The 12239-nt window shown below is 71.5% G+C and carries 11 protein-coding genes; all 11 read right to left on the bottom strand.

The window, feature by feature from the left end:
- Positions 1–29 precede the first annotated feature (29 nt).
- Positions 30–1028 carry an ABC transporter permease gene (locus tag BLV02_RS04310; RefSeq protein WP_069110344.1) on the bottom strand — a complete coding sequence of 333 codons (999 nt, stop codon included), beginning with the start codon at positions 1026–1028 and terminating at the stop codon, positions 30–32.
- Positions 1025–1837: an ATP-binding cassette domain-containing protein gene (locus tag BLV02_RS04305; protein ID WP_069110345.1), complete on the bottom strand. Its 813-nt coding sequence runs from the start codon at positions 1835–1837 to the stop codon at positions 1025–1027. The genes BLV02_RS04310 and BLV02_RS04305 overlap by 4 nt, the downstream gene beginning before the upstream one ends.
- A 95-nt stretch (positions 1838–1932) precedes the next feature.
- Positions 1933–2655, bottom strand: a complete 723-nt coding sequence (locus BLV02_RS04300) for a FadR/GntR family transcriptional regulator (RefSeq protein WP_069110346.1) — start codon at positions 2653–2655, stop codon at positions 1933–1935.
- A gap of 8 nt (positions 2656–2663) precedes the next feature.
- On the bottom strand, positions 2664–3974 hold the full coding sequence (locus tag BLV02_RS04295) for an enolase C-terminal domain-like protein (protein WP_069110347.1): 1311 nt from the start codon (positions 3972–3974) through the stop codon (positions 2664–2666).
- 104 nt (positions 3975–4078) lie between these two features.
- Positions 4079–4870, bottom strand: coding sequence for a nucleotidyltransferase domain-containing protein (locus BLV02_RS04290; protein ID WP_069110348.1), 792 nt, complete (start codon positions 4868–4870; stop codon positions 4079–4081).
- 74 nt (positions 4871–4944) lie between these two features.
- Complete coding sequence (locus BLV02_RS04285; protein ID WP_069110706.1) at positions 4945–5217, bottom strand: dsRBD fold-containing protein; 273 nt, start codon at positions 5215–5217, stop codon at positions 4945–4947.
- Positions 5218–5335: 118 nt separating this feature from the next.
- The gene (locus tag BLV02_RS04280; protein WP_069110349.1) at positions 5336–7783 is read right to left on the bottom strand and encodes a fibronectin type III domain-containing protein; all 2448 of its coding nucleotides are present in this window, start codon (positions 7781–7783) and stop codon (positions 5336–5338) included.
- A 141-nt stretch (positions 7784–7924) separates the two neighbouring features.
- Entirely contained in the window at positions 7925–9250 is a 1326-nt protein-coding gene (locus tag BLV02_RS37040; RefSeq protein WP_216094082.1) for a glycerophosphodiester phosphodiesterase, read from the bottom strand.
- 145 nt (positions 9251–9395) lie between these two features.
- Positions 9396–10412, bottom strand: coding sequence for a LacI family DNA-binding transcriptional regulator (locus tag BLV02_RS04270; protein WP_069110350.1), 1017 nt, complete (start codon positions 10410–10412; stop codon positions 9396–9398).
- A 76-nt stretch (positions 10413–10488) separates the two neighbouring features.
- On the bottom strand, positions 10489–11280 hold the full coding sequence (locus tag BLV02_RS04265; RefSeq protein ID WP_069110351.1) for a carbohydrate ABC transporter permease: 792 nt from the start codon (positions 11278–11280) through the stop codon (positions 10489–10491).
- Complete coding sequence (locus BLV02_RS04260; protein WP_083288427.1) at positions 11277–12221, bottom strand: carbohydrate ABC transporter permease; 945 nt, start codon at positions 12219–12221, stop codon at positions 11277–11279. The genes BLV02_RS04265 and BLV02_RS04260 overlap by 4 nt, the downstream gene beginning before the upstream one ends.
- Positions 12222–12239: the final 18 nt, after the last annotated feature.

The following is a 12239-nucleotide window of genomic DNA, read 5'->3' as shown; positions in this document are numbered from 1 at the left end:
CCCGCGCTTCGTCGGTCGGGAATCGCGTGTCAGTGCCGCTGCCGGGCACGTCGGCGCAGCTGGTCGAGGTACACGGCCGCGACGAGCACGGCGCCGATCGCGACCTGCTGCCAGAACGGCTTGACGCCGAGGATCACGAAGCCGTTCTGCAGAACGGCCGGGATGAAGACACCGATGACGGTGCCGATGACGGTGGCGACGCCACCGAAGAGGCTGGTGCCGCCGAGGACCACGGCGGTGATCGCCTGCAGGTTGTCGGTGCCGTGCCCGGCGATGGTGGTGCTGGCGAACCGGGCGAGGCTGAGGAAGCCGGCGAACCCCGCGAGCAGGCCGGCCAGCGCGTACACCTTGAGCACGTGCCGGTCGACCCGCACGCCCGAGCGGCGGGCCGCCTCGTGGTTCGACCCGATGGTCAGCGTGTACCGGCCGAACCGGGTCTTCGCCAGCGCGAACGCGGCCAGGGCCGTCACCACGACGGCCGCGACGACGAGCCACGGGACGGCGCCGAACAACCGGCCCTGACCCACCGTCGTCACCAGCTCCCCCGGCACCCCGCCGAGGTCGTTGCCGCCGGTGATCACCTGGGCGAGGCCTAGCGCCATGCCCAGCGTGCCCAGCGTCGCGATCAGGGCCGGGATGCGCGCCTTGGTGACGAGCAGCCCGTTGAGCAGCCCCCAGGCGCCCCCGGCGGCCAGCGCCGTGACGAATCCGGCGCCGACGGCGCCCCAGCCCGAGCCGCCGAACGCGTCCATCACCTTGACGGCGACCACGCCGGAGAAGACCAGCACCGCGCCGACCGAGAGGTCGATGCCGGCGGTCGCGATGACGAAGGTGGCGCCGACCGCCATCACCAGCAGGATCGACGCGCCGGTCAGGACCGTGCGCACGTTGTAGGCGGACCCGAACGCGTCGGGCTCGAGCGCGGTGAACACGGCGATCAGCACCGCCAGGGCGACAGCGAGGTACAGCGTGCTCGACACGGCCAGGCGGCGCAGCTGCACGCGGGACACCAGCGGGAGCGCGGTCATCGGACCTCCTGGTTGACGGCGCCCGTCATGGCGGCGACCAGCAGGTGCTCGTCGGCCTGACCACGCTCGTAGGTCGCCACGCGGCTGCCGAGCCGCAGCACCTGCACACGGTCGGCCAGCTCGACGACCTGCGGCATGTTGTGACTGATCAGGACGACCGCGATCCCCTGCTCGCGCACCCGGGTGATGAGCCGCATGACCCGCTCGGTCTGGACGACACCCAGCGCGGCGGTCGGCTCGTCCATGAAGACGACCCGCTCGGCCCACGCCACCGCGCGGGAGATCGCCACGCTCTGCCGCTGGCCACCCGACAACGACGCCACCGGGGCGTTGAGGTCCTTGAGCTCGACACCCAGGCGCTGCAGCTCCTGCGCCGTGCGGCGGTTCATCGCCCCGGCGTCCAGCCAGCCGAGCCGGCCGAGGAGTCCGGGACGCAGCAGCTCGCGGCCGATGAAGAAGTTCGCGGCCGGGCTCAGGTCCGGCGCGAGCGCGAGGTCCTGGTAGACCGTGCCGATGCCGTGCTCGGCGGCGTCCTGCGGGCTGCCGAACTGCACGGGCGTCCCGTCGACCTCGATGCTGCCGCCGTCGGGCTGCATGACGCCTGACAAGACCTTCACCAGGGTGCTCTTCCCCGCGCCGTTGTCACCGATCAGGGCGGTGATCTCGCCGGGGTACACCTCGAACGCCGCCTCGCGCAGCGCCTCGACATGGCCGAAGGACTTGACGATGCCGGTCGCGCGCAGCACCGGCGTGCGACCTCCCGATGGCTCTGCTGGCACGTGCACTCCCTTGTACAAACATCGGATCATTAACCGGCAAGTTATCGTTGCCGCCAAGTGCTGTCAACCATGCAGATGGCTCTGATCAGCACATATCTGAAACGTGAGCAGGAAAGCGCTGTCTCTTAGGTAGGACGTATTGCGTCCAGCGTGGATGGACCCACGCCAGCCGTCGGAGGTATGGCCGACGTGAGCCAGCGCTCTACGCCGCCGATGTGCACCGTCGCCCAGGCTCGGGCGCCGTCCGGATCGCGGGCCGCCAGGCTGGCGGCGATGGCCCGGTGCTCGCGCAGGGTCGCCGCCACGGCGTCGGCCTGCGTCAGCCCGCGCCAGATGCGGGCCCGCTGGGTGGTGGCCGAGACGGTGTCCACCATCGACGCGAGCACGGGATTGCCGGCCCCGGCGACGATGCGCCGGTGGAACTCGAGGTCGTTGGCGACCAGGTCGTCGACCGTGGGGCTGTCGCCGAGCCGGTCGAGCAGGCACCTCAGCTCGGCGATCTCGTCGCTGCCCATGCGCTGGGCGGCGAGCGCCGTGGCGGCCGGCTCGAGCAGCCGGCGCACCTCGAAGAACTGCAGGACGGTGTCGTCGCGGTGCAGATCCACCACGAAGCTCAGCGACTCCAGCAGCAGCGCCGGCTCGAGACTCGTCACGTAGGTGCCGTCGCCCTGGCGGACGTTCAGCACGTTGATCAGCGTGAGCGCCTTGACCGCCTCGCGCAGCGAGCTGCGCGAGAGCCCCAGCCGGCCGGAGAGGTCGGCCTCCCTCGGCAGCCGGTCGCCCGGCCGCAGCTCACCGGCCACGATCATCTGCTTGATCTTCTCGATGGCCTCGTCGGTCACCGCCATGGGTGCGCCTACCGCTCGGCCGGGCGCGACCACGCGGGGCCGTCGGGGAAGTGGTGCGCCGTCAGGGAGTCCGGCAGCAGTTCGGTGGACATGCCGGGAGCCGTCGGCGCCAGGTAGCGGCCACCGGCGATGCGGACCGGGTCTGCGAAGTGCTCGTGCAGGTGGTCGACGTACTCGATGGCGCGGTCGTCGAGCCGCCCGCTGACCGCGACGTAGTCGAACATCGAGAGATGCTGCACCGCCTCGCACAACCCGACGCCGCCGGCGTGCGGGCACACCGCGGCGCCGAACTTCGCCGCCAGCAGGAGGATCGCGACGTTCTCGTTCACCCCGGCGACCCGGCAGGCGTCGATCTGCACGACGTCGACCGCTCCGGCCTGCAGGAGCTGCTTGAACACGACCCGGTTCGCGACGTGCTCGCCGGTCGCGACCCGCACGGGCGCGACGCCGCGCCGGACCGCGGCGTGCCCCAGGATGTCGTCGGGGCTGGTCGGCTCCTCGATCCACCACGGCTGGAACGGGGCCAGCCGGCGGACCGCGCCGATCGCCTCGTCGACGCCCCACCGCTGGTTCGCGTCGATCGCGATGCGGACGCCCGGGCCGACCGCCTCGCGGGCCAGCCGCAGCCGGCGCACGTCGTCGCCGGCGTCGGCGCCGACCTTCAGCTTGATCTGGGTGAACCCGTCGGCGACGGCCTGCTTGGAGAGCCGCACGAGCTTCTCGTCGTCGTAGCCGAGCCAGCCCGGCGACGTCGTGTACGCCGGGTAGCCGGACGCCGTCAGCCGCGCCGCCCGCTCGGCCCGGCCCGGCTCGGCGGCGCGGAGGATCGCCAGCGCCTCGTCGCGGCTGAGCGCGTCGTCGATGTACCGGAAGTCGACGAGGTCCACGATCTGCTCCGGCGTCATCCCGGCGAGCAGCCGCCACACCGGCTCCCCCGCCCGCTTGCCGGCCAGGTCCCACGCCGCGTTCACCACCGCGCCGGCAGCCATCGCGACGACCCCCTTGTCCGGGCCCAGCCAGCGCAGCTGACTGTCGCTCGTGAGACGCCGCGCGAACCCGCCGAGGTCGCCGACGACGTCGTCCACCGGCAGGCCGGTCACCAGCGGCTCCAGCGCCCGGATCGCCGCCACGACGACCTCGGTCCCGCGCCCGATGGTGAACGCGAACCCGTGGCCCGCCAGGCTCTCGTCGTCCGTGCGCAGCACGACGTACGCCGCCGAGTAGTCCGGGTCAGGATTCATCGCGTCGGAGCCGTCGAGGTGCCGCGAGGTCGGGAAGCGAACGTCGAACGTGCTCAGCCCGGTGACGAGAGGACGCATCCCAACCCCTTAGACATCCGATGTATGCGGCTGCTCACTCTAGCAACCGTTCACCGATGGTGGGAATGCGGCTTAATGGTCCGGTCTTTGATCACGGCAGGGGGTCAGGTGAGCTCCAGGCCGAGCTCGGCCCGCAGGTGCCGGCGCAGCGCGTCGTCGAGGTCGGCGGGCCAGGTCAGCCCGCACCGGTCGTGCAGGTCCCTGGCGAGCGGCAGGAACGCGCGGGCGCACTCGAGGTGGACGGCCACGGCGGACGCCCGGGTCGCCTCGACCGGCGGCAACGCGGCGAGCATCCGCAGTCGGCCGGGCGGCAGCAGCCCGGCCAGGCGCAGCGCCCCGCCGCGGTCCTCGACGGCGACGTCCTCCAGCAGCAGCTGGATCAGCAACTGCCGCAGCAGCCCGGCGCCCGACGCGGCGACCACGTACTCGTGCCGCCCGAGCACGACCGGCAACAGCCCCAGGACGCGGAGGAACTCGGTGGTCAGGGCGCTCACCCGGCCGGGGTCGGGTGGCAGCGGCCGGCCGGCGGGCCGCAACCGCTCGTTCAGGCCCGCACGGTCGAACAGCGGCGCGAGCGTCGCCCTGCTGCGCCCGGCGACGTCCTCCGGTGTGCCGACGGCGACGTCGAAGCGCAGCCACTGCGGCGTGATGGCGGTGAACACCGGCCCACCGCCGACCTGCTGGCACAGCACCGTCGGCGAGATGCGCCCGCAGGTCGCCGGCCAGTCCTCGACGAATCCCGGCACGTCGTCGGCGGACACCACCACCCACACGTCCGTGTCGCTGTGGCGATCGGCGGTGCCCCGTCCTCGGCTGCCGCTCAGCCACGCGGCCAGCACCCGCGGATCGTCGTGCAGCACCTGGCGGATCCTGCTGATGAGACCGTCCGGGTCCATCGTCACCTCGGTTCGCGTTCGGCACCCATGGCAGGTCCATGATGCGTGCCCGCACCGAGGCGGCGGGGCCGGCCCTACTGCTGCGGCTGGGCCTCCTTGCGGCTGGCCACCTCGATGTCGCCGGCCGCGACCTCGAGGAGTTGGTGCGCGAGGTCGGCCAGGGCCCGCGCGACGGCCAGCTCGTCGCCGATGCGCGGCACCTCCGGGTCGTCCGGGTTGCGTCGCGCCCGCCCGACCCCGGCCAGCGCCGGCCGTCGCGGCGCTTGCAGCCGCGCCTCGGCATGAGTCGTCCGGTCGTCCTGGTGCTCCTCGATGACGAGCTCGACGGTCCAGTGTTCTGCCTGCATCATCGTGACTCCTCTGACGCGCGCGGTGGCTCTCGCCTCCGCGTACCCGCGGGAGGAACGGTCAAACGACGCCGCCAGCTGGCAGGGGGCCGCGACCACGGCCCCCTGCCGGCCCGGATCAGCCGCCGAGGTTCGACCGGCTGGCCGCCACCTGGACGCGCTGGGCCTCCGCACGGGTGAACAGGCCCTCGGCACGCCACGCCTCCGTCAGCACACGGACCGCGCGGACGAGCGCCCCGTGGCCAGCGTACGGCCCGCCCGCGGCCACGAGACCCGTGAAGGTGCAGCGGTCGCCGCGGTCGTAGTTCGGCACACCGGAGTCCTGGCCGCCGAAGACGATCGTCGCCGGACCGCCTTCGCAGGTGGCGGTGAGGCGCAGCCCGGCGAGCTGGAGGGTGCCGGGCGCGCTCGACTGGATCGTGAGCAGGGCGATGCGCTCACCGGCCACACCCCAGCCGGGCTGCCCGGTCATGTCGACGGTGAGGACGTCGCCGTCGAGGCCGGCGGCGATGTCCGCTGTCACCGTGTGCGCCGGCTCGTCCCGGGCATCGGACTGCAGCTTGTACGTCAGCACCAGGTCCCCCAGCCCGCCAGGGTCCGAACCGCCGGCGAAGGTGAACTCGAACCCGTCCAGTCCGGACAGGTCCGCCCGCAGCGGGTTGTAGTCCGCGCCGGTGCGCAGCCCGCTCGCCGCGGTCGGCAGCTCCAGCAACGCCACAGGGCCCGGCGTGAACCGGGCATCCCCGAGCGTGCTCCAGTGGACGTAGCTGCCGGCGTCCAGGTCGAGGGCGTACGACGGCGTGGTGCGGAAGCTGAACGGCCCGTCCGTGGCCTCGGCGACCCCGCCGGGCGAGACCGCGGTGACGCTCCAGTAGTAGGTCGTGTCCGGCTGCAGGCTCATCCGCTGGGTCATGCTGCCGGTGGCGAACCGCGGGTCGAGACCGGCGGCGGACGTCGCGTGCACGGTCGTGCTCAGCTCCACGGTGTCGCTGCTGAGCGAGGGGTCCGTCCCGACCTTCAGCACATAGCTGGTCGCGCCCGCGGACGCGGACCAGGAGAACCCGTTCACGTCGAGCGGGTCGACCGCCGACGCGTCCGCCGGCGTGCTGAGCGCGAGCGCGCCGGGCGCGGGCGCGGCGTCGGGCGTGCCCGAGACCGCGACCGTCGCGAGGTCCCATTTGTCCGGATCGGTCGTGCCCTGGCCACCGTCCTGCGCGCCGAAGACGAGCCGCTTGACGCCGCCGGGCTCGTAGAGGCTGCCGTCCGCGGTGCGATACCAGCCGGCGTTGTGGTTGCGCGGGAAGCCGGTCAGCCACTCGCCGGCCATCCCGAGGAACACCCAGTCCGTCGTGCGCAGATCGGCGGTGCGGGACCGGTAGACGTAGGTCTCCTCGTCGCTGAGGCCGGGAAGCTGCGACTTCGTCGTGGCGTACCAGACCTGCTCCGCGGGCGAGAAGGCGAGATCGGCGAACGTGTCACCGCCGGACAGCGCCAGCATGAACACGTCGGCGCCGAGCGTGCCGTCGGCGTTGACCGCCCGCACGATCGGGGCGCTGTTGCGGCCGGTGTCGTAGTACGCCACGTACACGTCGCCGTCCATGGTGAACAGGGCCGGCATGCCGACGCCGTAGTCGAAGATCATGCCCGGCTCTTCCAGCAGCGCCTCGTCCGAGTGCTTCACCCAGGTGACGCCGTCGTTGCTGTAGGCCACGCCGAGCTTGGTGTTCTGCCCGGAGAGGTCGGCCGCGCCGTAGTACATCAGGTACGAGTAGCCGACGCCGTCGACGGAGAAGGAGCCGCGGATCACGCTGGGGTCGCAGACGTGGACGACCTCCCACGCGCGGTCCGCCGAGAGCACGAGGTCGGGCTCGGACCAGGCGCCGTCCGGCTGGTCGCGCTGCGAGTAGTAGACCCCGTCACCGTTGACGTTGTGGCCGCACCACCACATCTTCTCGACGCCGTCCTCCACGATCACCGACGGCGCGTAGTCGTAGGAGAACCCGCTGAGATCGTCGCGGCGCAGCGTGAAGCCCTCTGACTCGAAGGTCATCCCGTTCGCCACACCGTCGGTGAAGCCGGGCTGGGCGACCGGCGGGTCGACGGGCACGGGGACGGTGTTGCGGGCGACGACGGTGCGGTCGCCGGCCACCGGTGCGCCGTCCTCGTAGGCCGTTCCGCCCGCGTACACGTTCGGGGTGTTGCTCCACCACGCGACGAGGCCCACCGCGTCGGTGGCCTCCAGATAGTAGGTGCCCGGGCCCAGGGGCGCGTCGAGGCTGAGCTCGACCCAGGCGTTGTCGCGGATGTTCGTGAAGACCTCGGTGTCGAGGACGGTCCCACCCGGCCCGGTGGCCCGCAGCGTCAGCGTGAGCCCCGATCCGGTCTGACCGTAGTTGGCGAAGACGCCGCCCACCGTGTCGACGAGCTCGGCGCCCGCCGGGAGCTCGAAGGTCTGCCCCAGCGAGTCGGTCGCCAGGTCGTGCAGGTCGGCGGGGTAGTCCCAGCTGCCGACCCGGAGCACCTCGCCGGCTTGGGCCGGCGCGATGCCGGCGGCGAGGGCGCTCACGGCTACGAGCGCACCCGCGGCGAGCGCGGCGACCCTCTCCCGGCCGCGCCGGCCACCACGGGTCCGCCTCGCGAGCGGATGGTGAAACGTTCGATCACTGCGCATGCGACTCGTCTCCTTCGTCGATTCGCTGGATGGCGTCTAGCGGTTCAAGATGTCCCGGAGCAGGTCCGGGTGGTCCGTGATGATGCCGTCGACCCCGAGGTCGAGGAACTGCCGCATGAGCTGCTCGGTGTCGAGGGTCCAGACGCTGACGGTCAGCCCGAGCGCATGGATCCGATCCACCAGCCGCCGATCGGTCACGGTGAAGGCCATGTTGATCTGGTCGACCCAGACGCTCGCCGCGAGCAACTCGTCATGCGTGGGCGGTGAGCTGTAGAGCAGGCCGATCGGCACCTCCGGAGCCACCTCGTGGTACGTGCGCATCGAGGCGGCGTCGAAGGACTGGACCACCAGACGGCCGGTACGCAGCGACCGGTTCAGGTAGCCGCGCACCGCGGACAGCTCCGCGTGGATCTGCGCCTCGATGCCCGGGTAGAGATCGGGACGCTTGAGCTCGAGCAGCAGGCCGGTGCGCGGGCCGAGCGCGTCGACGACCTCGCGCAGGGTCGGAATCGGCTCACCGGCGAAATCCGCCGAGAACCAGGAGCCGGCGTCGAGCTGCCTGATCTCGGCCAGCGTGAAGTCGGCGACGTTCCACGGCGCGCGGTCCGGGAAGACGGCTTCCGCATTCGTCGTCCGAGCCAGCATGGTGTCGTGCAGGACCACCAGCTCGCCGTCGGCGGTGCGCTGCACGTCGACCTCGACGAAGCCGGCACGCTGCTCCACCGCGCGCTCGACCGCCGCGACGGTGTTCTCCGGCGCCACGCCGGACGCGCCGCGGTGGGCGATGTCGACGACGGCGGAGGCTGGCGGCGCCGGCATGGTCTTGCGGACGAGGATGGTGCGGTCCCCGGCGACCGCGGCACCGTCGAGCTGGGCGGACCCCGCCGCGTACAGGTCGGCGGTGTTGCTCCACCAGGCGACCGGGCCCACCGGGTCGGTCGCCTCGAGGGAGTAGCTGCCCGGTTCCAGCGGCGCGTCGAGGGTGAGCTCGACCCAGGCGTTGTCGGTGAGGTTCACGAACACCTCAGTGCCGACGATCGCGCCGCCCGGCCCCGCCGCACGGAGCGTCAGGGTGACGCCGGACGTCGTGCTGCCGTAGGTGGCGAACACGCCACCCACGGTGTCGACCGGCGCGGCGCCGGCCGGGACGTCGAAGGTCTGGCCGAGCGAGGTCGTCGCCGGGTCGTGCAGGTCGGCCGGGTAGTCCCAGGTGTCGACGACCACGATCTCCGCGGCCTGCGCCGGGGCCGCGCCCACGAACGCGACCGCCATCGCGACGAGCACGCCCGTGACGCGCCGGACCCGGCGGCGCCCGACGCGTGTGACGGCGGGCGCATGATGGAACGTTTGATCACTGGGCATTCGGCTCGACTCCTTCGTCGACTCTCGTCGCTTCCGAGGGGGTGATTACTGCCGTGATGTAACGTTTCATCAACGTCTGCGTGCAGTGTGCCTAAGGGCGCCCTCCGTTGTCAACGCCTCGTCGCGCGGCCGCGCGTGGTCAGGCTCAGGCAGCGACCGTGGAGGCGCGCGCGACGAGTTCGGGCGCGAGCCGATGATGACGGTGTTCGTGCTTCGCCTCCGTGCGCTCGCCCAGGAGCATCCGCAGCGCGAGACGGCCGATCTCGAGCGTCGGCTGGCGCACCGAGGTGAGCGGTATCGGCAGGTCCTGGGCCCGCTCGAGATCGTCGTAACCGACCACCGCGACCTGGTCGGGCACCGTCACCGAGTGCTCCCGGAAGGCCCGCAGCATGCCGATGGCGACCAGGTCGTTCACGCCGAGGACGCCGTCGAACTCCACGCCCTCGTCGACCAGGCGCCGCGCCGCGGCGACGCCTGCCTGGACGTCCGGACGGGCGATCTCGCGCCATTCGACGGCCGCGTCGAAGTGCTCCGCCGCCTGGCTCGCGCCGCGGAAGCGGGCCGACAGCACCGACGATCGCGTGCGAGGGGCGACGAAGACGAGCCGGCGCCGTCCCTGGTCGATGAGGTGCCGGGCGGCGAGATACCCGCCCTGCTCGTCGTCGACGGCCACCGAGCAGAAGTCGGCGGGCACCGAGTTCGCCACCAGCACGGCGGCGGTGAGCGGGTGCGGGCGCCAGCGTTCCAGGAGGTCGTCGGCGCCGTCGACGGGAAGCACGATGAGGTCGTTCACCTGCAGCTCTGACAACGAGTCGAGGTTCTCGACCTGGCGCTGCGCATCGTTGGCGCTGTCGGACACGACGACGAGCCGGTTCTTCTCGGCGGCGCTCTGGATGACCCCCCGCGCCAGCCGGGCGAAGAAGGAGTTCGAGAGGTCGGGCACCAGCAGGCCGATGATCGTCCGCGCCTTGGTGCGCAACTCGAAGGCGGACCGGTTGCGCACGAAGCCGAGGGAGCTGATCGCCTCCTCCACCCGCTCCCGGGTCCGTTCCGAGTAGCGCCCGGTGGAGTTGAGCACGTTCGACACGGTGGTGACGGAGACGCCTGCGGCAGCGGCGACCTCTCTCAGTCCGGGCGGGTCCGTGTCGGTGGTGCGGGTCATGGTCGAGCCCCTCCTCGTGCAGAGAACGATAGCCGTTCGGGATCACGGATCCGGCCCGCACGGCCGATGGCGGCAGTCACTTCAGCGCACCCGCCGTCAGGCCGCGCTCGAAGTACCGCTGGAACGCGATGTAGCAGATCACCGTGGGCAGCGCGATGAGGCACGACGCCGCGAAGATCTTCGTCTGATCGGCGGAGAACTGCGACGCGAAGTAGGACGGCAGCAGCGTCAGCGTCTGCTGGCTCGTGTCCTGGAGGAAGATCAGCGGGAGCAGGTACTCGTTCCACGCGCCGACGAACGACCAGATGAGGATCACGGCCGTGATCGGCCGCGACAGCGGCAGAATGACGTGCCTGAACGCACCGAACGCCGAGGCGCCGTCGAGGTCGGCCGCCTCGAGCAGCTCGTCCGGGATGCCACGGATGAACTGCCGGGCCAGCAGGACGTTGAACGAGATCTGCAGCGCCGCGAGCGGCAGGATCACCGAGAGCGGGTTGTTGTAGAGCCCGAGCGACCGCACGGTGATGAACAGCGGCACCGTCAACGCGGCCGTCGGCAGCGTCAACGCGGCGACGAGGAAGTAGAAGATGGGCTCTCGCGCGCGGATGCGGAGCTTGGCGAGCGCGTAGGCGGCGGTCATCGTGCACACGTAGGTGATCACCACCACGAGCGCGGCGATCACGGCGCTGTTCAGCGCGAACCGGGTCAGCTCGGGACGATCGAGGACGGCCCCGAAGTTCGCGACGGCGCCCTCGCCCGAGCTCGCGACCCCGAGCATGACGACGAACGGCGCCAGGAACGGGACGATGGCGAACGTCGTCACGGCCTGGAGCACGGCCCGGGCGCCGGTGCGGCGAAGCTCGATCATGCGTCACCTCGGCGGGCGAGCCGCAGTTGGACCGCGGCGAGGAAGAGGCAGGCCACGACCAGCAGCACCGTCATCGCGGCGCCGTAGCCGGCCGCGTAGTTCTTGACGCTCTGCTGGTAGATGTACGTGGCGAGGAACTGCGTGGAGTTGGCCGGCCCGCCCTGGGTGATGATCTGCGGGATGTCGAACGTCTTGATGGTGCCGATCGTGCCGAGCACGACGAGCGTCACGCTGGATCCCTTCAGCATCGGCAGCACGACCGAGGCCAGGACGCGGAGGTTGCCCGCGCCGTCGATGCGCGCGGCCTCGATCACCTGCCGATCGATCTGGCTGAGGCCGGCCAGGTAGATGACGAAACTGAAGCCGGTCCCGCCCCAGATGAAGATCAGCCCGAGGACCCCGATCGCGGTGTCCGGGTCGGCGAGCCACGCCTTGGCGAACCCGCCGAGCCCGACGCCCGTGAGGAGGTCGTTGACCGGCCCGCCGGGCGCGAACGACTGCACGAAGACCGGCGCCATGATGGCGGGCGCGAGCACGACCGGCAGGAACAGGACGATCTTGTACCAGATCGCGGCACGGAGGCCCGAGGAGACCACGACGGCGAAGGCGAACCCGAGCGCCATCTGCACGGGGACCAGCAGGAGGAAGATCCCGATGTTGCGCAGGGACGACCAGAAGCCCGGATCGTCGAACGCTCTGAGGTAGTTCTCGACGCCGACGAAGGTGCGGCGCGGGCTGATCCCGTTGGTGTCGTAGGTGCTCAACGAGACGGTGTAGGCGATGCTGTAGTAGACGATCGCCGCCATGAGCACCACCGCGGGCAGGACGAACAGGTAGTTGCCCAGGCGGGTGAACCGCCGCCGCCCGCCGTGGCGCGAGTCCTCGGGCGCTCCGTCGTGAACTGCCGGCGTGATCGTCGGTGCGATGGACGTGGTCCGCATGAATGACACCCTTCCGCT

Origin of the sequence: Jiangella alba, from assembly GCF_900106035.1 — a bacterium.
Taxonomy (GTDB): Bacteria; Actinomycetota; Actinomycetes; order Jiangellales; family Jiangellaceae; genus Jiangella; species Jiangella alba.
The sequence above is the reverse complement of the archived record's forward strand: the minus strand, read 5'-3'. Positions and strand labels throughout refer to the sequence as shown.